This window comes from Apolloniradiicaulis salifontis, assembly GCF_053756655.1.
The window spans coordinates 2,312,218-2,337,745 of sequence record NZ_CM132387.1 but is presented as its reverse complement, the minus strand read 5'-3'; the positions used below and the strand labels follow the sequence as shown (position 1 = coordinate 2,337,745).

The 25,528-nt window shown below is 67.5% G+C and carries 26 protein-coding genes; 18 read left to right on the top strand and 8 right to left on the bottom strand.

Going from position 1 to position 25,528, the window contains the following annotated elements; all coding sequences use genetic code 11:
* Positions 1–96 precede the first annotated feature (96 nt).
* The gene (locus tag ACWCOP_RS11230; RefSeq protein WP_478248374.1) at positions 97–1,086 is read left to right on the top strand and encodes a DMT family transporter; all 990 of its coding nucleotides are present in this window, start codon (positions 97–99) and stop codon (positions 1,084–1,086) included.
* On the top strand, positions 1,083–2,243 hold the full coding sequence (locus ACWCOP_RS11225; protein ID WP_478248373.1) for a Rieske 2Fe-2S domain-containing protein: 1,161 nt from the start codon (positions 1,083–1,085) through the stop codon (positions 2,241–2,243). Before ACWCOP_RS11230 ends, ACWCOP_RS11225 begins: the two co-directional genes overlap by 4 nt.
* A gap of 100 nt (positions 2,244–2,343) precedes the next feature.
* Here ACWCOP_RS11225 and ACWCOP_RS11220 read toward each other — a convergent pair whose 3' ends face one another.
* Complete coding sequence (locus ACWCOP_RS11220; protein ID WP_478248372.1) at positions 2,344–2,964, bottom strand: TetR/AcrR family transcriptional regulator; 621 nt, start codon at positions 2,962–2,964, stop codon at positions 2,344–2,346.
* Between the two features lie 208 nt (positions 2,965–3,172).
* Here ACWCOP_RS11220 and ACWCOP_RS11215 point away from each other — a divergent pair, with 208 nt between their 5' ends.
* Complete coding sequence (locus ACWCOP_RS11215) at positions 3,173–3,379, top strand: twin transmembrane helix small protein (RefSeq protein WP_478248371.1); 207 nt, start codon at positions 3,173–3,175, stop codon at positions 3,377–3,379.
* 1 nt (position 3,380) lies between these two features.
* On the opposite strand, the gene ACWCOP_RS11210 is transcribed toward ACWCOP_RS11215, so the two are convergent.
* The gene (locus tag ACWCOP_RS11210) at positions 3,381–4,487 is read right to left on the bottom strand and encodes a serine hydrolase domain-containing protein (RefSeq protein WP_478248370.1); all 1,107 of its coding nucleotides are present in this window, start codon (positions 4,485–4,487) and stop codon (positions 3,381–3,383) included.
* A 180-nt stretch (positions 4,488–4,667) separates the two neighbouring features.
* Between ACWCOP_RS11210 and ACWCOP_RS11205 the strand changes: the two genes are divergently transcribed.
* From ACWCOP_RS11205 to ACWCOP_RS11190, 4 genes are all read left to right on the top strand, one after another.
* Entirely contained in the window at positions 4,668–5,237 is a 570-nt protein-coding gene (locus ACWCOP_RS11205; RefSeq protein WP_478248369.1) for a cob(I)yrinic acid a,c-diamide adenosyltransferase, read from the top strand.
* Positions 5,238–5,377: 140 nt separating this feature from the next.
* Positions 5,378–6,007, top strand: coding sequence for a YceI family protein (locus ACWCOP_RS11200; RefSeq protein ID WP_478248368.1), 630 nt, complete (start codon positions 5,378–5,380; stop codon positions 6,005–6,007).
* 297 nt (positions 6,008–6,304) lie between these two features.
* Positions 6,305–7,054, top strand: coding sequence for an electron transfer flavoprotein subunit beta/FixA family protein (locus ACWCOP_RS11195; protein ID WP_478248367.1), 750 nt, complete (start codon positions 6,305–6,307; stop codon positions 7,052–7,054).
* On the top strand, positions 7,054–7,995 hold the full coding sequence (locus ACWCOP_RS11190; protein WP_478248366.1) for an electron transfer flavoprotein subunit alpha/FixB family protein: 942 nt from the start codon (positions 7,054–7,056) through the stop codon (positions 7,993–7,995). Before ACWCOP_RS11195 ends, ACWCOP_RS11190 begins: the two co-directional genes overlap by 1 nt.
* An 82-nt stretch (positions 7,996–8,077) precedes the next feature.
* On the opposite strand, the gene ACWCOP_RS11185 is transcribed toward ACWCOP_RS11190, so the two are convergent.
* Both ACWCOP_RS11185 and ACWCOP_RS11180 read right to left on the bottom strand, forming a co-directional pair.
* Entirely contained in the window at positions 8,078–8,710 is a 633-nt protein-coding gene (locus ACWCOP_RS11185) for an SDR family oxidoreductase (RefSeq protein ID WP_478248365.1), read from the bottom strand.
* A gap of 162 nt (positions 8,711–8,872) precedes the next feature.
* Positions 8,873–9,460: a TlpA family protein disulfide reductase gene (locus ACWCOP_RS11180; RefSeq protein ID WP_478248364.1), complete on the bottom strand. Its 588-nt coding sequence runs from the start codon at positions 9,458–9,460 to the stop codon at positions 8,873–8,875.
* Between the two features lie 66 nt (positions 9,461–9,526).
* Here ACWCOP_RS11180 and argH point away from each other — a divergent pair, with 66 nt between their 5' ends.
* From argH to ACWCOP_RS11155, 5 genes are all read left to right on the top strand, one after another.
* A complete protein-coding gene (gene argH / locus ACWCOP_RS11175; RefSeq protein ID WP_478248363.1) occupies positions 9,527–10,936 on the top strand; it encodes an argininosuccinate lyase in 1,410 nt (469 codons plus the stop codon).
* A 34-nt stretch (positions 10,937–10,970) separates the two neighbouring features.
* Positions 10,971–11,159 (top strand): LPS translocon maturation chaperone LptM, encoded by a 189-nt coding sequence (lptM, locus tag ACWCOP_RS11170; protein ID WP_478248362.1) that lies wholly within the window; start codon positions 10,971–10,973, stop codon positions 11,157–11,159.
* An 82-nt stretch (positions 11,160–11,241) separates the two neighbouring features.
* Positions 11,242–11,694, top strand: a complete 453-nt coding sequence (locus ACWCOP_RS11165; RefSeq protein WP_478248361.1) for a hypothetical protein — start codon at positions 11,242–11,244, stop codon at positions 11,692–11,694.
* Positions 11,694–11,927 carry a helix-turn-helix domain-containing protein gene (locus ACWCOP_RS11160; RefSeq protein WP_478248360.1) on the top strand — a complete coding sequence of 78 codons (234 nt, stop codon included), beginning with the start codon at positions 11,694–11,696 and terminating at the stop codon, positions 11,925–11,927. The genes ACWCOP_RS11165 and ACWCOP_RS11160 overlap by 1 nt, the downstream gene beginning before the upstream one ends.
* 57 nt (positions 11,928–11,984) lie before the next feature.
* Entirely contained in the window at positions 11,985–14,588 is a 2,604-nt protein-coding gene (locus ACWCOP_RS11155) for a DUF4175 domain-containing protein (protein WP_478248359.1), read from the top strand.
* On the opposite strand, the gene ACWCOP_RS11150 is transcribed toward ACWCOP_RS11155, so the two are convergent.
* Positions 14,585–15,334 (bottom strand): MJ0042-type zinc finger domain-containing protein, encoded by a 750-nt coding sequence (locus tag ACWCOP_RS11150; RefSeq protein WP_478248358.1) that lies wholly within the window; start codon positions 15,332–15,334, stop codon positions 14,585–14,587. The genes ACWCOP_RS11155 and ACWCOP_RS11150 overlap by 4 nt on opposite strands.
* A gap of 74 nt (positions 15,335–15,408) precedes the next feature.
* Between ACWCOP_RS11150 and ftsE the strand changes: the two genes are divergently transcribed.
* Genes ftsE through ACWCOP_RS11125 form a run of 5 tightly spaced genes read left to right on the top strand, consistent with a single transcriptional unit; the run spans position 15,409 to position 19,377 of the window.
* Positions 15,409–16,116 carry a cell division ATP-binding protein FtsE gene (gene ftsE / locus ACWCOP_RS11145; protein WP_478248357.1) on the top strand — a complete coding sequence of 236 codons (708 nt, stop codon included), beginning with the start codon at positions 15,409–15,411 and terminating at the stop codon, positions 16,114–16,116.
* Positions 16,113–17,003 (top strand): cell division protein FtsX, encoded by an 891-nt coding sequence (locus ACWCOP_RS11140; RefSeq protein WP_478248356.1) that lies wholly within the window; start codon positions 16,113–16,115, stop codon positions 17,001–17,003. The genes ftsE and ACWCOP_RS11140 overlap by 4 nt, the downstream gene beginning before the upstream one ends.
* On the top strand, positions 17,000–17,569 hold the full coding sequence (locus ACWCOP_RS11135; RefSeq protein WP_478248355.1) for a YdcF family protein: 570 nt from the start codon (positions 17,000–17,002) through the stop codon (positions 17,567–17,569). Before ACWCOP_RS11140 ends, ACWCOP_RS11135 begins: the two co-directional genes overlap by 4 nt.
* 39 nt (positions 17,570–17,608) lie before the next feature.
* Positions 17,609–18,346, top strand: a complete 738-nt coding sequence (locus ACWCOP_RS11130) for a lysophospholipid acyltransferase family protein (protein ID WP_478248354.1) — start codon at positions 17,609–17,611, stop codon at positions 18,344–18,346.
* The gene (locus ACWCOP_RS11125) at positions 18,343–19,377 is read left to right on the top strand and encodes a DUF2125 domain-containing protein (RefSeq protein WP_478248353.1); all 1,035 of its coding nucleotides are present in this window, start codon (positions 18,343–18,345) and stop codon (positions 19,375–19,377) included. The genes ACWCOP_RS11130 and ACWCOP_RS11125 overlap by 4 nt, the downstream gene beginning before the upstream one ends.
* 267 nt (positions 19,378–19,644) lie before the next feature.
* Here the strand turns inward: ACWCOP_RS11125 and ACWCOP_RS11120 are convergent, their stop codons facing one another.
* Positions 19,645–19,812, bottom strand: a complete 168-nt coding sequence (locus ACWCOP_RS11120) for a hypothetical protein (RefSeq protein WP_478248352.1) — start codon at positions 19,810–19,812, stop codon at positions 19,645–19,647.
* Between the two features lie 200 nt (positions 19,813–20,012).
* Between ACWCOP_RS11120 and ACWCOP_RS11115 the strand changes: the two genes are divergently transcribed.
* On the top strand, positions 20,013–20,762 hold the full coding sequence (locus ACWCOP_RS11115; RefSeq protein ID WP_478248351.1) for a hypothetical protein: 750 nt from the start codon (positions 20,013–20,015) through the stop codon (positions 20,760–20,762).
* 46 nt (positions 20,763–20,808) lie between these two features.
* On the opposite strand, the gene ACWCOP_RS11110 is transcribed toward ACWCOP_RS11115, so the two are convergent.
* Both ACWCOP_RS11110 and ACWCOP_RS11105 read right to left on the bottom strand, forming a co-directional pair.
* Positions 20,809–24,168, bottom strand: a complete 3,360-nt coding sequence (locus ACWCOP_RS11110) for an efflux RND transporter permease subunit (RefSeq protein WP_478248350.1) — start codon at positions 24,166–24,168, stop codon at positions 20,809–20,811.
* Positions 24,165–25,445, bottom strand: coding sequence for an efflux RND transporter periplasmic adaptor subunit (locus ACWCOP_RS11105; protein WP_478248349.1), 1,281 nt, complete (start codon positions 25,443–25,445; stop codon positions 24,165–24,167). The genes ACWCOP_RS11110 and ACWCOP_RS11105 overlap by 4 nt, the downstream gene beginning before the upstream one ends.
* Between the last annotated feature and the right edge of the window lie 83 nt (positions 25,446–25,528).

Below are 25,528 nucleotides of genomic sequence, written 5' to 3'. Positions count from 1 at the left end.
CCGCTTCACGCATGCCGGCCATTGCGCCGCCGCCGCAGCTTTGAGATAGGGGCGGGGAAAGCCCTTGTATTTCTAGCGGGCTTTGGCGGAGACCCCATGGCGCAATCACCAGCCGCCGCGATCGACAGCGCAACCGACGCACGCGCCGCCCTGACCGGCGTTCTGGTGCTTCTGGCGGCGGCCTGCGTGCTGGGATTTGCGCCGATCCTTGTGAAGGCGTCCGAGCTTGGGCCCCAGGCGATCGCGTTCTGGCGCCTGGCCTTCGCCCTGCCTGTGCTGGGCGTCTGGCTGCTTGTGGAGCGCCGCCGCGAGCGCCGCAGGAGCGAGAGGGCGGTCGGGAGTGAAATTCCGGCGCCGGCCCGGCCGGCCGCGGCCCGGATGCTGCTGCTGGCGGGGCTGTTCTTCGCCGGCGATCTCGCTTTCTGGCACGCCGGGATCAAGCTCACCACGGCGGCCAATGCGACGCTGCTGGCCAATCTCACGCCGATCCCCGTCACCATCGCGGCGCTGTTCCTGTTCGGCGAGCGCATCACGCCGCGCTTCATCATCGCCGGGGCTCTGGCGCTGGGCGGCGCAGGGCTCTTGTCGGTGGCCAGCTTCCAGTTCGCGCCCGAGCGCATTCCCGGCGACGTGCTCAGCGCGCTGACCTCGTGCTGGTATGCGGCCTATCTTCTGGCGGTGCGTGCGGCGCGCCGGGCCGGGGCGGCCACGGTGCAGGTGATGTTCTGGTCCACCCTCATCGCGACCCCGCTGACGCTGGGCGTGGCGCTGGTCTCCGGCGAGGCGCTGGCGCCTTCAAGTCTTTCAGGGTGGGCGCCGCTCATCGCGCTGGGACTGATCGTGCACTGCGCCGGGCAGGGCGGGGTGGCGTTCGGGCTGGGGCGCACGCCGGCCGCGCTCGCCTCGCTGATCATCCTGGTCCAGCCCGTGGTCGCGGCGGCGGCGGGCTGGTGGCTGTTCGCCGAAGCGCTGGTTCCGGTTCAGTGGGCGGGCGCGGCCCTTGTGCTTCTGGGCGTCTACGCCGCACAGCGCGCGCGGCCTGCACTCTCGACGCCTGCGCCGGGCGCGGCTAAACGAGGTTCATGACCGATGAACGCGCCACACCGCCCGCCGGCAAGACGCCCCTGATCAAAACGCCGGTGAGTAAGACCGGCGACGATCCGTTCCGCGCCGAGGGCGGGCCGTTCCTGCGCGACATCTGGTATGTCGCCATGACCGCGCGAGAGCTCAAACCGGGCAAGTTGCACAAGAAGATGTATCTGGGAGAGCCGGTGGTGATGGGCCGGCGCGGCGACGGAGCGCCGTTCGCCCTGCGCGATATCTGCCCCCACCGCGCGGTGCCGCTTTCAGCCGGTCAGCTGACCCGCGAGAGCGACGGGACCGACACGGTGGAGTGCGCCTATCACGGCTGGCGCTTTGGTGCGGCTGACGGCGTTTGCAAGCATATCCCCTCGCTTGTGGAAGGGCAGGGCTTTGACATCTCCAACATCGCCGCGCGCGCCTACACCCTGGCCGAGCAGGACGGTCTGATCTGGATCTACATGCCGTCGCAGCCGGGTGGAACGCCGGCCGGCCCACCTCCGCGCTTTGATCGCATGGTGCTGAAAAGCGGCGCGAGCGAGGGCCGGGTCTCCTATGTGGAGACCGCCGAGCTCGCCTGCCACATGGACCACGCGGTGATTGGGCTGATCGATCCGGCCCATACCCCGTTTGTTCACAAAAGCCCGCTCTGGCGCAGCTCCAAGACGCTGAAGGAAAAAGAGAAGCATTACGCGCCCAGCGAAATGGGCTTCACCATGCTGTCTCACGAACCGGTCAATTCGCCGCTCTACACCTGGCTTCTCGGGCCCGGTGTGAAGGTGGAGATCCAGTTCCTGCTGCCGGGTCTTCGCGCCGAGAGCATCTCCACCGGGCGCCATTCCTTTCTGGGACTCGCCGTGATCACGCCGATCCGCGACGATCTGTGCGAGATTCGCGAGATCATGTACTGGAACGCGCCGACGCTGGATCTCATCAAGCCGTTCGCGCGGCCCTTCACCAAGACCTTTCTGGAGCAGGACGCCCGGATCATGCGACTGCAGGGCGAGGGGCTGGCCCACAACCCGCCGCTCATGCAGATCCCCGACGCGGACACGCTGATGGTCTGGTATCGCCGCTTGAAGCGCGAATGGGCGAAATCGCGCGAAGAGGGCCGCGCCTTCGACAATCCGGTGAGCGAGAAGGTTCTGCGCTACCGCACCTAGAGCATTTTCGGTCGAGTCTGATCGACCAATATCGCTCTAGGTTTTTGACTTGCGGCCTTTTCGACCGGTGAAACCGGCTCCCGCTTTCGCTGAAAAGGCGTTAGCGCGCGCGAAAACCATTAAGAACGACTTCGAGCCGCGACGAGAGCGCCTCGCGCGGATCGGCGCCGGGTTCTTTGCGGGTTTCGCGAAGGGCGCCGAGCAAAAGATCGCTCAGCACGCTGTGAGCGGCGTCTTCTTCGAGATCGGCGCGCAACTCCCCCGCCTTTACGCCAGAGCGCAGCGTGCGCCGCACCGAGGCCCAGGCGAACTCCATGCTTTCGAACGCGGCCTGATAGGTGGGGTCGGACACCAGCCAGGAATGGCCGATGGCCGCCGCGAACAGCTCGCCATGGCGCGCATGGGCGTCCAGCAGCATGTGCAGCAGCGTGCTCAGACGCTCGGGCGCAGGGCCGGAAAGGGCCCCTTCCATCTGCTCGCAGGCCTCGGCCATGGCCTCGTACTCATTGCGCAGGATCGAGACCAGCAACGCCGCCTTCGACGGCTCGGCGTTCAGCACCGTGCCGGGCGAGACGCCCGCCTTGTCTGCGATCGCCTTGATGGTGGCGCCGTCAAAGCCCTGGGTGAGGAAAACCTCGCGCGCGGCGTCGAGCACCGCCGCTTTCGTGGCCTCACGGCGCATGTCGCGCCGCGTCACCCGTCCATATCCCGAATCACGCATCTTCCCTGTTCTCGCCAAACGAGCCCGCGCCCTGTCTAACAATCTAGACGAATGGAGACAATATGGCTTTAAAAATCTTGAGCTTCCAGACCGGGCTCTACTTTTCCCGGCAGGTCCGGATGTCGCGGCTGCGCCATGATCGGCGCGTGGCGCGGCCGGCCGCCGCAGGGCGATTGCCAGACGCGCGCCGCGCGCTTATCTCGGCGCCATGATCCAGTTTCTCGACATCATTCTTTACCTACTGCTAGCCGTGGTCTTCGCCGTCCTCGCTGCTGGCATCTTTGCGCTGTTTCGCGGCGGTGAGTTCGGCCGGACCTGGTCGAACAAGCTGATGCGCGCGCGGGTGCTGTTCCAGTTCATCGCGGTGCTCGTGGTGGTCGCCGGCTTCTGGCTGAAACAGCACCTGGGCGCCTGACCTACGGGTGAAGCATCGCCAGCAGCGCGGTGTTGGTGGGGCCGGCCACGGCCTCGGCGACGCCGGAATTAACCGCTGAGACGGCCGTGCAGCCGGACTGCGGCGACACCACCATGCGCATGAACCACATCGTGTTCGAACCGGCGTGGAGCAGCGTCCCGTCCGGTTGCACGCCCCATCCCAGCGCATAATCGCCGCCGTCCGGCGCCGTATGCAAGCGCGTCCAGCTTTGCACGGAGAGATACTCTTGCGGCTGGTCCAGATGGGCGTCCAGAAAGTCCAGAAGATCGTCCAGCGGCATGTGGGCCCGCCCGGCCGAGTTATAGGCGGGCGGATTGTCGGCGCGCGCGCCCGGTTCGCGGGCCGAAAGGCCGAACAGGCCCGCCGTGTGGCCGCGCGGCTGATCCTCGGCGCCGGCTTCGCCTGGCGCGCCCCAGCCGACATCCTCCATCCCCAGCGGGGTGAAGACCTCGCGTTCCATCAGCGTCTCATAGGACTGGCCCGCCGCCGTCTCCAGCATCAGACCCGCGGCGGCGTAGCCGGCGTTGGAATAGAGAAAGGCGCCGCGCGGACCCGCCGGCGGCTCGCCGAACAGCGCGCGCGCCAGGGTGAGACGATCCGCAGAATAGTCGCGGTCGTCATCGGCGCCGGCCAGACGGAGCATGGTCACGACGCCTGCATTCGCCATGATCCCGGATCGGTGGGAGAGCAGCTCCAGCAGGGTGACCTCGGCCAGGTCTGGGTGGATCTCCACATCAAGCCCGGCCAGCGTCTCTCCCAGCGTGGCGTCCCATGCGATCACGCCCTGCTCCACCAGCCGGGCGGCCAGCGTCGCGGTCATCGCCTTGGTGTTTGATCCCACATGCCACAGGTCGCCGCGCTGAACCGCCGCCGCGCCGCCCTGGATGCGCAGTCCGGCCGCCGCCTCGCTGCGCATTTCGTCGCAGCTCAGCGCCACCGCGCCGCCGGGTGCGCCCGAGGCCTCCACCAGGGTTTCGGCCACCGCCTGCAGCCTATCGCCGCCCGCCGATTGCAAAGCGCCGGCCGCCAGAAGGGGCGCCAGAAGCGGGGCGAGGGTTGCGGCGGTGAGGGTTGAAAGATTGATCATGGCTCACTCCTTAAGTAACCTTTGAGTTACATTGAAATGGCAGACCCGAAATGATCCGTCAAGAGTAACCTTCACGTTACATCGGCGTGCGCCGCGCGTCCAACCGCCTGCGGCTTTCGCGGCGGCGGCGTTGCGCCGGCGCGCGCGCGTCGATAGCGTCTGGCGCATCAGGGAGTTCTCATGGTTCGACTGACGACGATCTACACCAAGGCTGGCGATTCCGGGCGCACGCGGCTCGGCGATATGAGCGAGACGGACAAGCATGATCCGCGTGTGGAATCCTACGGCACGGTGGACGAGGCCAACGCCGCGATCGGCCTGGCCATGGCCGCGCTGGGACAAGATCACGAGCTCACCAGGCTTTTGACGCGGGTGCAGAATGATCTGTTCGATCTGGGCGCCGATCTATGCGTGCCCGATCGGGGCGAGAAGCTGGAGTTCGAGCCTCTGCGCATGACGGCCGAGCAGACCCTGCGGCTGGAAAACGAGCTCGACGTGCTCAACGCCCGGCTTGAACCGCTGGACAGCTTCATCCTTCCCGGCGGCGGCGAGGCGTCGGCCCGTCTGCATCTGGCGCGCACCATCACACGCAGGGCCGAGCGCCGGGTGGTGGCGCTCGCCTCCACGGGCGAATCTGTGAGCCCCACGGTGATCACTTATCTCAACCGGCTGTCGGATCTTTTGTTCGTGGCGGCGCGCATCGCCAACCCGGACGGCGACGTGAAATGGAAACCGGGCGCAAGCCGGTGAGCGCGGCCCGGACAGCGCTCGTTCTTTCCATGACGGAAATCTGATTTTTCGCGCAGGAGGGTGGCGCAACGCCGCTGCGGCGCCCAAATAGGGGGTGCGGCGCTGAGCCGCATCGAATCCAAAGCTGGAGGGACTCCCCCATGAAGACCGCCTATGCCGCCGCCTCGCTGGCGGCCTTCCTCGCCGCCCCCGCCATGACCAGCGCTGCGTTCGCCGAACCGGCCGCCTATGAGTTCGACAAGTCGCACACCACGATCCGCGCAAGCTGGATGCATCTGGGTCTGTCTGAGCAGGCGATTCATTTCACCGACTATGACGGCGTTCTGCTGCTCGACTTTGAAGAGCCGGAAAACTCCACCGTCGACATCACCTTCAACCTGCCCGGCGGGTTCTGGGTCGGCGCCAATCAGGAGCGCTTTGAAGGTCACCTCAACAGCGGCGATCTGTTCAACACCGCCGAATATCCCAGCGCCCGCTTCGTCTCCACCGGCTTTGAAACTGAAGACGGAGAAACCGGCGTGATGACCGGCGATCTCACCCTGCTGGGCCAGACCCATCCGGTGAGCCTTGATGTGACGCTGAACCAGAAAGGCCCCCACCCCATGAGCGGCGACATGGTCGCCGGCTTCTCGGCCACGGGCACGCTGATGCGCTCCCAGTGGGGTCTCGACTATGCGGTTCCGGCGGTTTCCGACGAGATCACGCTGGACATCGACACCGAGCTTGCGCTGATCACCGACGAAGACATGGCTGAAGACGGCGCCGAGTAAGTCCTCTTCCACCATCCAGCACACAAGACCGGCGCGGGGCGAATACCCTGCGCCGGCTTTTTTATGCGACTTTGCGTGCCCTCGCGCCGTCAGCAGGGCGGGTGCAAGCCGCGCTGTGGCGACGTTGCAGCGAGCCGCGGCCTGCTATGAAGCGGGCCGGGCGCGTGCGACGCGTTGACTTACCGGGGTGTCGGGGGCACGTTCCGCGCCTAGTTTAAGAGGCTGCTATTCGTCCGGCGCGCCTTGGGCTCCGTCCAGGCACGCTTGTTCAACACAAACACCAATCCGGAGCCGTTGATGAAGATCCTCGTCCCCGTCAAACGGGTGGTCGATTATAACGTCAAGGTCCGGGTCAAGCCCGATCAGACCGGCGTTGACCTGGCCAACGTTAAGATGAGCATGAATCCCTTCTGCGAAATCGCCGTGGAAGAGGCCATTCGCCTGAAGGAAAAGGGCGTGGCGGAGGAGATCATCGTGGTCTCCATCGGCCCGGCCCAGGCTCAGGAAACGATCCGCACCGCCCTCGCCATGGGCGCCGATCGCGGCGTTCACGTCACCACTGACGCGGCCGTCGAACCGCTCGCGGTCGCCAAAATCCTCAAGGGCGTGATCGAGGCTGAAAGCCCTGAGCTCGTCATCCTGGGCAAGCAGGCGATCGACGACGATTCCAACGCCACCGGCCAGATGCTGGCCGCGCTTCTGGGCTGGCCGCAGGCGACCTTCGCCTCGCAAGTCGAGAAAGACGGCGACGGCCTCAAGGTCACACGCGAGGTTGATGGCGGCCTGCAGACGATCAGGATTTCGCTGCCGGGCATCGTCACCACCGATCTGCGCCTCAATGAGCCGCGTTACGCCTCGCTGCCCAACATCATGAAGGCCAAGCGCAAGCCCATCGACGCCAAGACGCCCGACGATTACGGCGTCGACATCGCGCCGCGTCTTGAGGTGATCAAGGTCTCCGAGCCGCCCAAGCGTGAAGCGGGCGTGAAGGTGGAGAGCGTTCAGGAGCTGGTCTCCAAGCTGAAAAACGAAGCGGGGGTGATCTGATGTCCGTTCTCGTCATTGCAGAACACGACAACAAGACGCTGAACGAAGCCACGCGGGCCGCCGTTACGGCGGCCAAGGCCATCGGCGGCGATATTCATGTGCTGGTGGGCGGTGAAGACTGCGCCGCCGTGGCCGAAGCCGCCTCCAAGCTGGACGGCGTCTCCAAGGTGTTCCACGCCGAATCGCCGGCGCTGAAGAACAAGCTGGCCGAAGCGCTGGAAGCCCTCGTGGTCTCCATCGCCGACGGCTATGACGCGATCCTGTCGCCGGCCACCACCGTGGGCAAGAACTTCATGCCCCGCGTGGCCGCCCGTCTGGACGTGGCGCAGATTTCCGACATCACCTCGGTGGAGAGCGCGGACACCTTCGTGCGCCCGATCTATGCCGGTAACGCCATGATGACCGTCAAATCGTCTGATGCGACGAAGGTCATCACCGTGCGTCCGACCACGTTCGAGAAAGCCGGCGACGGCGGCTCGGCCAGTGTCGAGACCATCGACGCGCCGGCCCCGACCGCGTCGTCTGAATTTGTCTCCGAAGAGCTGTCGAAATCCGATCGTCCAGACCTGGCCAGCGCCAAGATCGTCATCTCCGGCGGCCGCGGCATGGGCAATGGCGAAAACTTCGCCATTCTGGAAAAGGTCGCCGACAAGCTGAACGCCGCCGTGGGCGCCAGCCGCGCCGCGGTGGACGCGGGCTTCGTGCCCAACGACTACCAGGTCGGCCAGACCGGCAAGGTCGTGGCGCCCCAGCTCTACATCGCCGTGGGCATTTCAGGCGCCATCCAGCACCTGGCCGGCATGAAGGACTCCAAGGTGATCGTCGCGATCAACAAGGACGAAGAGGCGCCGATCTTCTCGGTCGCCGATTACGGCCTCGTCGCCGACCTGTTCAAGGCGGTGCCGGAACTGGAAGAAGAACTGGGCAAGGTCGGCTACTAGGCCGCCCCACAGCCTGAAACGACAAAGCCCCGGAGCGCGATGCTCCGGGGCTTTTTCTTGGGCCTGCTCGGGGATGGGACCCCTACATCCCCGCCACCGCCTCCTTGATCGGCGTATCCCCCTTGATGATCTCGAAGGTCTTGCCCACCGTGCCGGGGTGCTCCAGCACCTCGGCCAGGGTTTCGGCCACGTCGGCGCGGCTGATCACGGCGTTGTCGCCTTTAAATTGCGTTCCCGTCCGGATGCGCCCCGTGGCGCCGTCATCGGTCAGCCCGCCGGGGCGCACGATGGTCCAGTCCAGATCGCTGGCCGCCAGATGCTCGTCGGCCGCCTTCTTGGCGCGCAAGTAAGGCTGCAGCTTTTCCGGGCCTTTCTCGGGCCGGTCGACGCCGATGGAGCTGAGCATGACAAAGCGGCGAGGTCCGCTTTTCTGCGCATGGTCGGTCAGGTGAATGGCGCCGTCGCGGTCCACATCCTCCACCGCCTCGCCCGCAGACCCGGCGGCGAACACCACCGCGTCGGCGCCCGACAGCGCGGCGTCGAAGTGTTCGGGGCGCGAGAGGTCCAGCATGACCGAATGGGCGCCCAGCGCCGTCATTTCCGCGAACTGGTTTTCCTTTCGGACCCCGGCGGTGACGTCATGGCCGCGGGCCTGAAGCGCGCTGACCAGCTTTGATCCAACAGCGCCGTGGGCGCCGGCGACGAGCACGTTCATGGCGGGTCTCCTTGAAGTGAGTGACCCGCCGCCAACCGTTCTGCCCGGGGCTTCGTTCCGTGTGGTGAGCGGTGGGTCTTCACCGGCTTGAGCCCGCCGCATACCGGCCAATGCGCCCGCAGGCGGTCTTTCGGCTTCGCCCGAAGGGCGCGCCCGACGTCCTCAGTAGCGCTCCAGCACCGCCTCGATCAGCGCGAACGCCTCGTCGCTGGCCCAATCGGCGTCGCCGTCCAGGCGTCCGATCTCGCCGCCGTTCCGGTCGTAAAGCACGGTGAGGGGCAGGCCGCGCGCGCCGGCCACCATGGCCGCGCCGAAGGACTGGTCGTGATAGAGCGCCAGATTGTTGAGCTCCCGCTCGCGGTAGAAGTCCTCGGCCTCCTCGATCGTGCGGTCCATGGAGATGGCGATGACTTCAAAATCGCTCGAGCCGTAGCGCGCCTGCAGCGTGTCCAGATAGGGCATCTCCACCACGCACGGCGCGCACCAGGTGGCCCAGAAATTCACCAGCACCACCTTGCCGCGCTTGTCCGCCAGCGAAATCTCGCGCCCGTCTCCGGTAAGCAGGGTGGTCAGAGGCTGGTCGGGCGCGTCGGACACCGTGCGGAACTTGCTCATGGCGCCGACGGCGAAGGTGTCCAAAGGTCCGCTTTCGGAACTGACGAGGGCCGCCCCGATGACGTATACAATGGTCGCAAACCCGATAAGGAGCGCTGCGATGATGCCGTTCTTGACTGTCAGCAGTGATGTCATCGCCCGCTCAAGTCTCCATGATGATGGCGCGCCGCGCGCGCCCGCCGTCAAGTATAAGGACCGCCCATGACCGAGGACACCGCCGATCAACCCGCCCCGAGCGGCGTCTGGGGCGGGCGTTTCGACGCCGGCCCCTCCGCCGTGATGCAGGCGATCAACGCCTCGGTGGACGTAGACCAGCGCCTGTTTGAACAGGATATCGCCGGCTCCCTCGCTCATGCTGCGATGTTGGCTGCTACGGGCGTGATTTCAAGCGAAGATGAACAGGCGATCCGCGACGGATTGACCGCCATAGCCCAAGACATCCGCGCCGGGCGCTTCACCTGGGACCCGGCGCTTGAAGACGTGCACATGAATATCGAGGCGGCGTTGAAGGCCAGGATCGGCGCGCCGGCGGGCCGTCTGCATACCGCGCGCTCGCGCAATGACCAGGTGGCCACCGATTTCCGGCTCTGGCTTCGCGAGGCGCTGGACGCCGCCGCCGAAAGTCTCGCCGCCTATCAGGCCGCTCTGGTGAGACAGGCTGACATCCACGCCGACTGGGTGATGCCCGGATTCACCCACCTGCAGACCGCCCAGCCGGTGAGCCTGGGTCATCATCTTCTGTGCTGGGTGGAGGCCGCCGAGCGCGACAAGGCCCGCTTTGAAGACTGCCGCAAGCGCCTCAATGAAAGTCCGCTCGGCGCTGCGGCGCTGGCGGGCACGGCCTTTCCCATCGACCGCGACCAGACCGCCAGGGCGCTGGGCTTTGACCGCCCCATGGCCAATTCTCTGGACGCGGTGAGTTCGCGCGATTTTGCGCTGGAGGCCCTGTCCGCCGCCACGATCTGCGCGGTGAATCTCTCGCGCTTTGCTGAAGAGATCGTGCTGTGGAGCTCGCGCCGTTTCGGGTTCGCCAGCCTCTCGGACGCCTACTCCACCGGTTCGTCGATCATGCCGCAAAAGCGCAATCCCGACGCCGCCGAGCTCGTGCGCGCCAAGCCGGGCCGCATCGCCGGCGCGCTGCAGGGGTTGATCATCGTCTGCAAGGGCCTGCCGCTGGCCTATTCAAAGGATCTGCAGGAGGACAAGGCGCTGGTCTTCACCGCCTTTGACGATCTGGCGCTGGCGCTGGCCGCCATGACCGGCATGGCCGGCGATCTCACCTTTCACCAGGCCGCCATGGAAGAGGCGGCGGGGGAGGCCTATTCGGACGCCACGGATCTCGCTGACTGGTGCGTGCGCGAGCTGGACATGCCGTTCCGCGACGCCCACCACGTGGCCGGCTCGGCGGTGAAGCTCGCTGAAAAGGAAGCCTGCGCCTTGAAGGATCTGTCGCTGGAGCGCTACCAATCCATCGACGCGCGCATTCATGGGGGCGTCTACGCGGTCCTGTCTGCGCGCGCCTCCATGGAAAGCCGCACCAGTTTCGGCGGAACCGCGCCGGTGCGCGTGAAAGAGCAAGTCGCCGCCTGGAAAACCCGCCTCGGCCTGTAATCCAAGGCCCTCGTGATCTTTAAAGGACGCCGCCATGACCCGCCTCGCCATCGCCTTCCTCGCCGCCGCCGCCGCCCTTGTCCTGTCCGGGTGCGGGATCCGTGGCGATCTTGAACGCCCGCCGCCGCTCTGGGGCGAGGATAATCGCCCTGAAGCCGCCGCCGACGCGCCCGCCAGCGAAGAAGACGAGGACGACGACGCGGAGCCGGGCGAACGCGACTGAGGGAGGTCCCGCGAACACTCCTTGACTTTAAGTCTTATATAAAGTTTTTATCTCCAAGGTTAAATCTTTGAGGCTCTCTGTCATGTCCGTCACCAAATTTTCCGTCGGCGATATCGCCCTGTTGGCCGTTCCCGCAGGGGTCGGCGCCATCTTTGTGCTGGACCGGGTTCTCGCCGCCGGGCCGGGCGCTTCGCGCTTCGCCATCGCGGTGGATCTGATTGCTCCGGCGTTCTTTCTCTGGGCGTTGTTTGAAGGCGCGCGGCTGATCGTTCAGGCGCGCAAAGGCGATCGCTATGGTCCGGCCATGGTGGGCGGGGTGAGGCGGGCCGGCGCGGCCCTGATGTTAGGGGCGTTCGCCGGGGTGATCGTCGCTCCTGCGCTTCACCATCTTGGCGCAAACAGCTTCACCGCCATGACCGGCGTGCGCTTCGCCTATTCCATGGAGGCGCTCACCCTGGCGGCGATCGGCCTGCTTCTGCTGGTCCTGGCGCGGGCGGGCGCCGCGCTCAAATCCGATCTTGAAGCCTTCGTCTGATGCCGGTCGTGATGACGCTCGACATCATGCTGGCGCGCCGGAAGATGCGGGCGCGCGATCTCGCCGAGAGGGTCGGCCTCTCGGAGACCCAGATGAGCCTTTTGCGCACCGGCAAGGTGAAGGGGATGCGGTTCGACACTCTGGCCAAGCTTTGCTTCGTGCTTGACTGCGATCCGGGCGAGCTGATCGACTATGAGCGCGACCCCGCAGATATGCCCGAAACCACACCGTAGGCCGGGCTGCGCCGGCCCCCGTGCCAATCTCGGTATTCGCGACTATCTTCATCCCTGATGACACGTCCTGATCCGATCCGCCGCACGCCGGTGCGCCTGGCTTTCGCCGCGCTCCTGTGGGAGCGCGCCGCGCCCGTGCTCGCCGGGCCTTTGCTGGCGCTGGGCGTATTTCTCGTCCTGGCGCTGTTCGGCGTGTTTGAACGCACCGGCGATCCGGTCCGGGCGCTGGCGCTGGCGGCCATGCTGATCGCGGCGTTTATCTCGCTGCGGGTTTCCCTGCCACACTTCAACGCTCCCACGCTTCGCGAGGCCGAGCGCCGGGTGGAAGCCGACAGCGCCATATCAGGGCGGCCCTATGAAGCCCTGCGTGATGCGCCCGCCAGTGGTGACGCCGGGCTCTGGGCCGCGCACCGCGCCCGCATGGCGGCGCGTCTGGGCACGGCCCGTGCGCGCCGCCCCAAGGCCGCCTGGGCGCGCCTTGACGCCTATGGCGCTCGCGTCTCCCTGGTGGTGGTGCTGGGCGCGGGCGTGTTCCTCGCCGGCGATCTGGCGCCGCTGCGCCTGGCCGACGCCTTCGCCCCGCGTGCCCTGTCCGGCGGCGGCGTGCAGGCGAGCGTGGAGTTCTGGGTGGAGCCGCCCGAATATACCGGCCGGCCGGTGATCTATCTGCGCGACCGGCGCAGCGTCGAGGCGCCGGCGGGTTCCGTCATCTCCGCGCGCGTCACCGGCATTGAGCGCGATCCCGCGGTGGCCGGCGCCCCGGCCGAGATCGAAACCCTGTCGCGCGATGTGCGCCAGATCACGTTCTCCCCCACTGAAAACAGCGAGATCGTCGTCCGGTCCGGCGCCCTGCGAGAGCGTCTGGCGGTGACGCTGCTGGCCGATACGCCGCCGCGCGTGCGCCTTGCGTCAGAACCTGAGGGCGACGCGCAAGGCCGGCTGATCCTGGAATTCACCGCCGAGGACGATTACGCGCTGGAGACGTTCGTCTTCGAATACGCCGCCGCGCCTGGCGACCCTCTGGCTGCTTTCCCGGACGATTTCACCGCAAGGGCTTTGAGCCCCGGCGAGGTGAGCGCGCCGGACAGCGATGATCTGCGCACCGCCACCATCGACGTGGCGCGCTCGCCGCTGGCGGGCGAGCGGGTGTTGATCCGCATGGCGGCTCTGGACGGCGCCGGCCAGCGCGGCGCGTCGGGACCCATGGCGATCACTTTGCCCCAGCGTGTTTTTCTGGATCCGCTGGCCAAGGGCGTCGCGGACGAGCGCCGCCGCTTCGTCCTGGCGGGCGGCGAAGGGTATGCGCCCATGCCCGAAGGTCCGTCTTCGGCGGTCAGCGGAGGCTTCATGGGCGACGAGCCGGAACGCCGCATCGAGCGGGCGCCGGCGCGGGTGCAGCGCCTGGCGCTGGCGCTGGACGCCTTCTCCGACGCCCCGCCGGTGTATTTTGACGATCCGCTGGTCTGGATGGGCCTTCGCGCCGCGCTCAACGAGACCCGGCGCGCGCGCGAGATCGAGGCTTTGGCCCATCTCGACGAGGATCTCTGGCAAATCGCCCTGCGCGCCGAGCTGGGCAGCCTGGCCGACGCCGAGGCGGCCTTGCGCGCGGCCGAACGCGCCATGCAGGACGCGCTGGCGCGCGGCGCCGACGCCATGGAGCTGTCCGCCCTCATGGACGCCTATGAGCAGGCGGTGTCGCGCTACATGCAGCTTCTTATGCGCGAGGCCGCCGAGGCCGGGCGGATGGCCGAGGGCGGCGGCGGGGGCGGCGGCATGAACGCCGACAGCCTGCAGGCGCTCATCGACGCCCTGCGCGAGGCGGCGGAGCTCGGCGATGCGGAAGGCTCGCGCCGGGCGCTGGCCCAGCTGCAGGAGCTATTGGAGAACATGCAGATCACCCTGTCCCAGGGCGGGCAGGGCGGCGAGGGCGAGGAAGGTGAAATCGCCGAAGCCCTGCGCGAGGCGCTGGAAGAACTGGGCGAAACCATCGGCGAGCAGCGCTCGGTGATGGAGGATACGTTTAATCAGCAGGGCGAAGGTCAGCCGGGCGAGGGTGAGCAGGGCCAGCCTGGTCAGGGCCAGCCAGGCCAGCCAGGTCAGTCCGGACAGGGTTCCGGCGGACAAGATCAGCCGGAAGGTCCGCTCCAGGGTCGGGCCCAGGGTGAGGGCGGCGGCGAGCCGGGGGGCGAAACCGGAGACATCGGCGGCGGGCTCGGCGAGCGCCAGCGGGCTCTGGCAGAAGGCCTGGACGGGCTCGCCGGACAGATGGAGAGCGGCGAGGCCGGCGATGCGGGCCGCGCCGCCCTTGATGCGGCCCGCGAAGCCATGGAATCGGCTCAGCGTGCACTGGAAGCTGGCGACGGCGAGGCTGCGCTGAGCGCTCAGGACCAGGCGCTGGAGGCCCTTCGCGAGGCGGCCCGTGAGGCGTCAGAGCGGTACCAAGAGGTGCGCTCGGGCGGTCAGCGTGGCCAGACCGATCCGCTGGGCCGCGAGGGCGGCGGGTCCGGCGCCGGCGGTCCGGGGACCGAAACCGGCGTGCCCGACGCGCTGGAGCGTCAGCGCGCCCGTGAAATCCTTGAAGAATTGCGACGCCGCGCCGCCGAGCGCGGACGCTCCCAGGACGAGCTGGACTATATCGACCGGCTTCTGGAGCGGTTTTAAAGCGCGGCCGGGTCCGCGTGGGCCTGGCCGGTCCGGGCGCTGTGACCGGGTAAGACCGGCGTGCGGTGGCCGATCACCACGTCCACCCGGGCGCCGCCTTCGGGCGGGGCCGGGAAGGTGGTGCGGAAGCGCTCGGCCGTGTCCGGATCCAGCTGCGGGCTCTCCAGCGCCAGCGACCATTCCGCCAGCACCGCGCCCGAGGCGTCGCGCACCACGGCGGTGAGCGGCGCGGTGTCGCGGACCGAGCGCGCCACATTGCGTACAAAGCCCTCCACCACGAGCACCGGCGCGCCGTTCTCCTCGATCAATTCGGCCTGAAGGTCTTCCACGGCGAGGCCCACCGGATCGACGTTCACGCCGACCGCAGCGTAGGCGCCGGCGGCGCGCGGAAAGGCGTCCACCACATCGACGCGGAACACGAAGGCGGCGCCCAGTACCGCGACCAGGCAGGCGGCGACGCCGGCCCACCCGGCGCCTTCCACGGCCAGGCGATTGCGTTTGGCGCGCGTGGCGGCGCGGGCGCGAATCGCGGCGTGGGGCTTCTCATGAATGGCCGGCGCAGGCTCGGGTTCGCTCTGCGCGCGGGGGGCGGGGGCGGCTTGCGGTGCGGGGGCGGGTTTGGGCGCGGCCTCGGCCACGGTCCAGACATGGGCGCAGGAGGCGCACTTCACCCGGCCGCGGCGCACTTCAAGGGCGCTTTGCTCGACGCGATATTTCGCCTCGCAGCTGGGACAGGTGACGATCATTTACGCGCGCCTCGTTCTTCCTGCATAGTTGGGCTCGAGCCGCTTTCGCTCAAGCAGGATTTGCTTTGCACCCCATGGCCGACGCCTCAAGTGAGACACGCGACGCCCGAGCCGTACGGTTTGACGCGGTGGGCATGCGCTACGGGCGCGGGCCTGAAGTGCTCAGTGACCTAAGCTTTCAGTTACCAAGCGGAAGTTTCCATTTCCTCACCGGACCGAGCGGTGCTGGAAAATCCTCGCTGCTGCGGCTTATTTATCTCGCTGAACGCCAGTCACGCGGCCTCATAACCCTCTTCGGGCGCGATACGGCCACGCTTGAGCGCACTGCGCTGCCCGAGATTCGCCGGCGAATCGGCGTGGTGTTTCAGGATTTCCGCCTGCTCAATCATCTCACCGTGTTTGAAAACGTCGCCCTGCCGCTGCGCGTGGCCGGTCAGGCGCGCGCCAGCTACGCCGACGATGTGAACGAGCTTCTCACCTGGGTGGGGCTCGGCGACCGGATCGAGGCCTATCCGCCCACCCTGTCCGGCGGCGAGCAGCAGCGCGCGGCCATTGCGCGCGCGGTGATCTCCAAGCCCGATCTTCTGATCGCCGACGAACCCACGGGCAATGTGGACCCGGCCATGGCGCGGCGGATATTGCGTCTGCTGGCGGAGCTGAACAAGCTGGGGACCACGGTTCTGGTGGCCAGTCACGACATCGCCCTGGTGCGCTCGCTGGACGCGCCGGTGCTGGAGCTCGCCGACGGGCGGCTGGTCTCCGGCGGCCGGCGGGCGGCATGAGCAAGGCGCCGCGATCCGCCCCGCTTCTGCCCCCGGACGCAGGCCGGGACAGGCCGCTGTTTGCGGTGGCCGCGATCCTGGTGTTTCTCGCCTGCCTGTCGGCGCTGGGCGCCGCCGGCGCGTGGCGGGCCGCGGAAGGCTGGACCGCCCAGCTCACCGATCAGATCACCGTCCAGATCCTGCCCGGCGAGGACCGCGACGCCGACGAAGACGCGCGCTCGGCCGCACGCCTGATCGCCAATCTGCCCGGCGTCACGAACGCGCAGGCGCGCACCCGCGCCCAGTCGGAAGCCCTGCTGGAGCCGTGGCTGGGCTCTGCCGGTCTGCCCGAGGATCTCCCTGTTCCACGCCTGATCGCTGTGACGGTGAGCGCCCTCGAGCCGCCGGCGCCGGGCGCCATCGAGGCGTTGCTCTCCGATCAACCCTATGAGCTGGCCGTGGATGATCATGGCCGCTGGGAGGGCGCGGTGCGCCGCGCTGCGGCGGCGGTGCGCTATTTCGCGCTGGGGCTTGTGGCCCTTCTCACCGTGGCGGCCTCGGCGGTTGTCGCGTTCGCGGCGCGCGCCTCGCTGGCCGCGCGCTGGGATGTGGCCGAGGCGCTGCATCTGGTGGGCGCGCCCGATCACTACGTCACCGCCCTGTTTCAGGGCCGCTTCTTCTGGCTCGGGCTCAAAGCCGGGCTCGCCGGCGCGATCCTGGCGGCGCTGGCTGCGGCGGGGCTGTCGCTCGCCGGCGGGGCTGCGGGGACGGTGTTCTTCCTGCCCAGCCTGGACCTTGGATGGAGCTCGGCGGCGATCCCCGCCGTCGCGGCGCTGATGTCGGCGGCGGTCGCCGCGCTGTCGGCGCGTCTGGCGGTCTCCGCCGAGCTGAAGGCGCGCTGGTCATGAGCCGTTTCACCCTGCTTCTGCGCGCGCTCGCCTTCATCGTCGTGGTGGCCTTCGTGACCGGGTTCGCGCTGTTCATTCGCGAGGCGCGCGCGCTGACCACGGACGGCGATGGGCGCGCCGATGCGATCGTCGTGCTCACCGGCGGCGAGGGGCGGGTGGTCACCGGGGTGGATCTCCTGAAAGCCGGACGCGGGCGCAGGCTTTTGATTTCAGGGGTTAATCCGGGTAGCCCGCCGCAGGACATCGCCCGCGCAGCCGGGGCGCCGTCGGCCCTTTTTGAGTGCTGCATCGACACTGGCGCCCAGGCGGTGGACACCCGAAGCAACGCCACCGAGACCGCCGCGTGGGCGGCGCGCAACGGCTACGCCTCGCTGATCATCGTCACCAGTGACTACCATCTGCCCCGCGCGCTGCTTGAACTACAGGCCGCCATGCCCGATACCCGGCTCATCGCCTATCCGGTGCGCGCGCCGAGCCCCTGGTCAAGTCCGGGCGAAGCGCGACGCTGGATGCAGGAATACGCCAAGTACGCCGCCGTCTACGCCCGTCAGCGCACCGCCCTTTAAGGCGCGCACACCGGGTGAGCGCAAGGGAAGGGCCGGGGTTTGAACACGCTGCGATCGATCGTCTTCATGATCTGGATGTACGGCCTGATGGTCGTGATGGGCGTGATCTGCGCGCCGAGCCTTCTGGGGCCGCGCAACTGGGTCCGGGCGGTGTTCAAGGTCTGGCTGGGGCTGGTGCTGGGCGGGCTTAAGCTCATTTGCGGCGTGGATTACGAGGTGCGCGGGCGCGAGCACGTGCCGTCCGGCGGGGCGCTGGTCGCCTCAAAGCACCAGTCCATGTTCGAAACGCTGGCTTTCTGGGCGATCCTCGAAGACCCCGCCATCATCCTCAAGAAAGAGCTGAGCTATCTGCCCTTTTTCGGCTGGTACGCCATGAAGCTGAGGAATATCAAGGTGGACCGCGCCGCCGGCTCGAAAGCCCTGCGCGACATGCTCAAACAGGCCCGCGACCGGGCGCAGGAGGGCCGCCAGGTGGTGATCTTTCCGCAAGGCACGCGCCTGAAACCGGGCGCGGCCGACACCTACAAGCCCGGCGTGGTGGGGCTGTATTCGGCCATGAAGGCGCCGTGCGTGCCCGTGGCGCTCAATTCAGGCCTGCACTGGCCCGCCACCGGGATGACGCGCACGCCGGGCCGCATCGTCATCGAGTTCCTGGCGCCCATCGAGCCCGGCCTTGATAAGAAGGCGTTTCTTGCCGAGCTGGAGCGCCGCATCGAGACCGCCTCCAACGCCCTTTTGCCGGCTGATTTTCACGCGCCCGAGTCGGAGGCGGCATGATGGGCGGTCAGTTCAAACGGTTTCGCCTGGGTCTGTTCCTGCCCTTCGCCTTGCTGCTTCTCGCAGTGGGAATTCACGCCGTCTACTGGGTGACGGTCGCCGGCGGGGTGGATCAGCGCGCTAAAGCCTGGATCTCCGCTCAGGAGCGGGCCGGCTATGAGATCGAGCATCAGGGCCTGAACGTGGGCGGCTATCCGTTCCGGTTTTCGGTGCGCGTCGCCGCGCCGGTGATCAACGCGCCCGCCAGCGACGGAGGCTGGCGCGCCGAGTTTGAGCGGCTGGACGCCACGGCGCAGTTCTACAATCTCGACCACTGGATCGTGACGCTGGGCGCTCCGGCGCGCCTGGCCACCCAGGTGGACGGCGAGGCGGCGGTGTATCTGTTGAACGCCGACGCGGCGCGCATCTCGCTGGCGGCGTCGTCTGGAGCCACCAGGCGCGTGGGCGCGGATCTGGACGGTTTCACCCTGCGCGCGGAGTCCGGCCCAGCGGCGCTGGTGGAGCATGTGGGACAAGTGCGCCTTTCCGGCTTTCTGGATGAACAGGACCGGCTGAGCTTCGCGGTGGAGGCGCTGGACGTGCGCCTGGCGCAGTCGCAGCTGGAGCCAGAGGTGATCAGCGCCTTTGGATCAACCGCCCGGCGGGTGCGCCTGAGCGGGGCGTTGACCCACTGGAGCACGCTGATCGCGGCGGTGGATCCCTATGTCTGGACCGGCGATGGCGGGCGGCTGGAGATCGCCGCGGCGCAGCTGGTCTGGGGGCCGGCGGATATCAACGGCTCCGGCGAGATCACGCTGGATCCCCTGATGCGGCCCACCGGGCGATTGTCTCTGGTGGTGACCGATCCCGACACGCTGATCGGGGCGCTGGAGGCGGCCGGCCTGGTCTATGACGAGCAAGGTCAGGCGCTGCGCCTGTTCGCGCTCATGGCGCCGCGGCGCGACACTGGGATCGCCCTGCCGTTCCGCCTGCAGGACGGCGGGCTGTTTCTCGGCCCCGCGCGCATCGGCAGCGTCGGCGCCTTGGATTAGGGCGCGGCCCCATAAGCTCTGGTCCCGAGGCGAGTTCCGCAAGGTAGTTTCCGGCGCGTTTGCCGAAGCTGGTAGCGCACCACCGGATGGGCTTCATCGATCCATGAACGCTGATCACCACGCTGGTGAAGGCTGGGCGGCCCCATGTAGACCAGCACGAGGCGCTGCGCCTGTCCGCCTTCATCACCCAGCGGCGCAACGCCCACGCCGTGGCATCGGCGTGGGCGTCGTTCCGACGGGTAAGATTCGCCAGCAAGCATCCACCTGCTATTCAGTATCGTCGGGGATGCCGTCTAGAATGATTTCGTACTCACCATGCTGTTGAGGCTCCGTCGAGGACAGCGTCACGGTGATGTTGCCACCGGCGATCAAATTCACTTCATCAACGGTGAGGTCGCGCAGTCCATCCTGCGCGATTGACTTTTCGAGGTGCATTTCATACTCCATTAAAGCGCATTCAAAGAATGTCGAGTGGATTTTAAATTGTGCATCCTATGATTTTAAGTCAACGAAAAAATTATCTTAGGGTGCGGCTTGGCGTCGCCGTAGCGCTTGCGGTCGTGTGGGATTCCTCCGCCGCCGCAGCATCAGCCGCCGCGCCCGAGCGCCCGGCCGGCTGCGCCACGCCGGGCGCCTTGGAGCTGGCGCCCGATGGCTCAGAAAATCTTGTGGTGATCCTGGGCGAGCTGCACGGGTCAAGTGAGGCGCCAGCATTCATATATGATCTGGCCTGCACCTATGCGGAGGCGGGCCTGAGCACCGCGGTGCTGCTTGAAATACCCGCGGATGTGAACCGTGATCTTTCAGCCCTGTCCGGCGATCGCACAACGGATCGCGAAAAGCTTTGCCAGGGCCGTATCGGCCATTTCTGGAGCTGGACGCGCGATGGCAGAGGGACGGTCGCCACAGCCGAGCTTATGCTCGGCCTTGCCAACCTTCGTGCGCAGGGACGTCCTGTAACCGTGGCGGGATCGGACGCCTCGGACATTCCGCGCGGGCTGGATGGGAGCGAAATCCTCGAGGTGCGGTACGGGACAACACTCGAAATCGTGCGCCAGGCGGTGGCCGCTCACGACGTGACGCTCATCCTGATTGGTAATCTGCATCCTCCCGGCCTTGCGCGGCGCATTGAGGCCTTACCGGAAATGCCGAACGCCCGGATCGTCACGCTGCGCCAGCGCTATGGGGCTGGTGAAGCCTGGAATTGCGCTCCGTCTTGCGGCGCCAACCCGTTTGACGGGTATCCGCGCGACGCAGATGAGGCTGTCTTTGCGATTGAGCTGAACGATCGGCGCCCAAGGTTTCACGGCAGTGTCCACACCGGCCCGTTGACACCGTCGCCACCCGTCTCGCAAGCCGGGTTCTGCAGCGCGTCCGGCGGTTAGCCGCGCATCAGGCGCGCGTGCTGAACTTCAGGCCGGTTGACGCCTTCTACGCCGAACGCGGGGCGTCCACATGGGTCTGGGCGCGTAGCCGCCAGACGATGAGCGGCGCGGCGATCACCAGGGCGACAAGCCCGAACACGGCGCCAAGAAGCGCGCCGGCCAGCAGCACGGCGCTCGCCAGCCCTGTGACGATCAGGGCCGTGAACCAGTGCTCGCGAATGTCCTCGACGATCACCACGAAGGCCGGCAGCAGCATCAGGATCGAGATCGAGGCGAAGACCAGCCCGGCGCCCAGCGACACCGCCATGGGGATCAGGAACTGGGCCTGCGGGCTTTGCTCGGAGATGATCGGCAACAGTCCCAGCGCCGTGGTGAGCGTGGTGATCAGCACCGGGCGAAAGCGCCGCCCCGTCGCTTCGGCCACCGCGTCCACCGGGGACAGGCCGCGCTGGTTTATATTGATGTTGTAGCGGTCGATCAGCACGATCGAGGCGTTCACCACCACGCCTGACAGCGCCACCGTCCCGAAGATGGACGGGAAGGACAGATCGTAGCCCAGAATGAAATGGCCCAGCACCACGCCGCCGATCCCGAAAGGAATGGCGATGAGGATGATGAGCGGCTGCAGATAGCTGCGAAGCTGGGTGGCCAGGAGCGTGTACATGACCAGCAGCGCCACCAGCAGGCCCTGACCCAGGGAGGCGAGATCCTGGGACTGCTCGCGCCCGGCGCCGGAGAGGCGGTAATCCAGCCCGTCATACTCGGCCACCAGATCCTGCAGGATGGCTTCAGCCTGGGTGCGCGCGTCGCCGGGCGTTATGACGCTGTCGTTCACGTCCGCCGTGGTTTCGATGATGCGTCGTCCGTCGATGCGCTCGATCTGGGTGTAGCTGCGCGTCTCGGTGATGCTGGCGGCCACCGAAAGGGGCAGCGCTTCGCCATCGGGCGTGCGGATGCGCAGCTGGGAGAGGTTGGCGATGTCGTCGCGCAGGCGTTCCGGATAGCGCACGAAGACGCGCACTTCCTCGCGCCCGCGCTGGATGCGCTGGACTTCTTCGCCGAAGAAGGCCTGGCGCACCTGGCGGGCGATGTCGCTGGGGGTGAGCCCGGCGGCCTCGCCGGCGGGGGTGAGCTCAAAGTTCAGCTGGCGCTTGCCGAGATCAAAGCCGTCATTGATTTCCGTCGTGCCCTCGATGCGGTCCAGCGCGTCGGCGAAGCGGCGCACGGCCTGCTCCAGCACGTCATTATCTGGATGGGTCAGCTCGTAGGCGATGTCGGCGCTCTGGGGGCCGGCGGAGGACACGATGTTCAGCCGCTCCACGCCGGGAATGCGCCCGATGCGCTCGCGCCATTCGCTCTCCAGCTGGGACGAGCCCACCGAGCGCTGGGAGGCGCTGGTGAGTTGCAGCTGGATCTGGGCGAGATTGGAGCTGATCGTGGTGGTCTGGGTGGAGCCGGGGCCGCCGAACAGGCTGGTGCGCCCGCCAATGGTGGCGACGACGGACTCGATGACCGGCTGGCCCTGCGCCGCGTAGTCCTCCTGCAGCGCCTCGGCCGCCTCGATCATGCGTTCGGCCGCCGCGCGGGTTTCTTCAAACGGGGCGCCCTCGGGCAGGGTCAGGCTGGCGGTGATCTGTTCGGCTTCGATGGCGGGGAAGAAGACAAAGCGCACCACGCCGGTGGCGGCCAGCGACATGACCATGACCAGCACGGCGATCCCGCCAAGCGCTGTGAGCCAGCGCGTGCGCGCGGCGAAGCGGGCCCAGCTCTGCACCGGCCCGTCGGCGAAGCGCGCCAGCGCCCTGGCGACCGCCTTCTGGATGCGTTTCAGCGGCCCGCGCGACCAGTCCGAACCGTGCGACAGGTGGGAGGGCAGGATCAGGAACGCCTCCACCAGCGAGATCGCGAGAATGCAGATCACCACGATGGGAATCGGCCGCACGATCTCGCCGAAATCCCCGCCGGAGAAGATCAGCGGACCGAAGGCGGCCATGGTGGTCAGCACGCCCACCAGAACCGGCGCGGCGACGCCGGTGACGCCTGCGATGGCGGCCTCTCTGGGCGATCGCCCCTTGGTGCGTTCACGGTCGGTGTTCTCGCCCACCACGATGGCGTCGTCCACCACGATGCCGAGCACCACGATGAGCCCGAACGTGGTGATGAAGTTCAGCGTCACCCCCACCATGCCGAACAGCGCGAACCCGCCTAGAAACGCGATCGGCACGCCCATGGAGACCCAGAAGGCCAGGCGCAGATCCAGCATGAGCACCAGGAGCAGGAAGACCAGCGTGAAGCCGATGATCGCGTTGCGCGCCAGAAGTGCGATCCGCTCAGAAAACACGGTGGATTGGTCGGACACGATGGTGGCGGTGATCCCGTCCGGCAGGGACGCCTCTGTCTGAAGCCAGGCCACGCTGCTGTTGCGCACGTCCAGAAGATCTTCCGAGCCCTGGATCTGCACGTCCACGAACACCGCCGGCTCGCCGTTATAGGTGGAGATCAGCGGCTCCTCCTGAAAGCCGTCACGGATCTCGGCCACGTCGCCCAGGCGGACCCTGGCGCCGGTGGACGAGGAGCGCAGGATGATGTCTTCAAACGCATCCCCGGTTTCTCGCCTGGCGTTGGTTCGCAGAAGAATGTCGCCGCCGGCGGTGCGGATTTCGCCGCCTGACAGGTCCAGCGAGGCCGCGCGCACCGCCTGGCTCACTTCGTTGAAGCTCAGGCCGTAGCTGCGCAGGGCGTCCTCGGAGACGGCGATGGCGATTTCGTACTGACGCACGCCGCGAAGCTGAACGGTGGAGATGGCGTCGCGCGACAGAAGATCACGCTCCACCCGCTCGCCGGCTTCGCGCAGGGTGCGCTCGGATACGGGTCCCGTGAGGGCCAGGGTCAGCACCGTGCTCACCGGCTGGGGCACGCGCACCTGAACCTGCTCGGCCTCGGCTGGCGGGAAATTGGCGATGGAATCCACCGCCGTCTCCACATCGTCCTTGACCACTTGCGCGTCCGCAAAACGGCGCAGCTCCACCGTCACCGTTCCACGTCCTTCAGACGCGATCGAGCGTACCCGGTCCACCCCGTCAATGCCCAGCACCGCCTCCTCGATGCGCCGTGTGACGCTTTCCTCCACGTCGCCGGGCGTGGCGCCGGGATAGATCACGCTCACCTGCACCTGGCTGGGCGACTGGGTGGGGAAGACTTCGGTGGGGATGGTGACAAACGCGGTGACCAGCCCGCCGATCAGGAACAGCACCATCAAGAGATTGGCGGCCACCGGATTGTTCACAAACCAGCCGACCAGGCCGGCCCCCGGCCAGTTGGCGGCGCCGTTCAGATCTCCGGTCCGGCCGTCCTCGGTCCTGTCGCCGCCGCTTTGCGGAGCGCCGTCTTTGTCGTCGCTGCTCATCCGCCCGCTCCCGGGCGGGCGCCCGAGACGCCGGCGTCGTTTCCAGAACCGGACCGAGCTTGATCCGAGGCGGCCGCCGGCGGCGCCACGCGGTCTGCGATGTCGGCCTCGCGGCCCACCGCGCCCTCGGGCAGGGGCGAGACGATCAGGCCCTCATGAACATCAAAAGCCCGGGCGATGATGCGGCCGCGCGGGCGATCAAGGACCTCGATGCGCTCTGAGACGATGACGCCGTCTTCCACCAGGCGCACCTCGTTGAGGCCCGCCACCGCCGCGCCTGGCAGGATCATCACGTTTTCAAGACGCGGGCCTTCGATCCGCACTTCGGCGAACAGGCCCGGCTGCATGGCCTCGCCCTCGCGCTCGGGATTGATGAACAGATCGATGAAGCGCGTGCGCTCATCAAGGCGCGCGCCGATGCGCTCGATCCGGCCGGCAAAGTCAGGACCGCCAGCCTCCAGCGACAGGCGCACCGACGCGCCCTCGGCCTGACCCACGCGCGCCAGATCTGACGGCGAAATCGGCGCGACGATCTCCACCGCTTCGTAATCATACGCCTGGCCATAGGGCTGACCGGCGCTCACAAGGGTTCCCGCCTCCAGCCGGCTCTGGGTGACGCGGCCGGCGAAGGGCAGCGACACCGTGGTGCGCTCCAGATTGAGCTGGGCCTGCTGCAGATCGGCCTGCGCCGACAAAAGCTGGCTTCGCGCCGCCTCCTGCTGGGGTTCGCGCGCGGCCAGCGGCGTGATGGGCTGGCCTGGATAAAGCCGCTCCCATTCCTCGCGCGACACGTCGGCCTCGGCCTGGACCTGCGCGAAATTGGAGCGGGCCTGGGCCAGCGCCGAGCGGGCGCGGGTGACGGCGACTTCGTAGTCGCGCGGATCAATCTGGAACAGCGTTTCGCCCGCCTGGAACGAAGCGCCGGCGCGCACCGAATCCGACACCGACACGACCCGGCCGCTCACCTGGGGGGTGAGGTCCACATAGGCGGTGACGTTCACCGTGCCGGTCAGCGCTACGATGACCTGATGATCGGCGGTGACCGGCTCGGTGACACGCACCGGAACATCGGGGCTTTCCGGCGGGGCGCCGCCGGGCTCCTCGCCGCCGGCGGACAGCCAGATGGTCACGCCGGCGGCGGCCAGAATGACCAGAACGACGCCTGCGATCTGCAGCCACCCCACCCAGGCGCCGCGATCCTCGTCCTGGTCGCCTTGCTCAGCCGAGCCGGCCCCGCCGTCATTATCTTGGCGCAATCTCGAAGTGTCCTTGGTCATTGAATGATCCAGGCCCGGCCACACGGTCGCGGAAACCAACCCGGATGCAAACTAGGCCCGGTGAACGCTGTTTGCCATGGCGG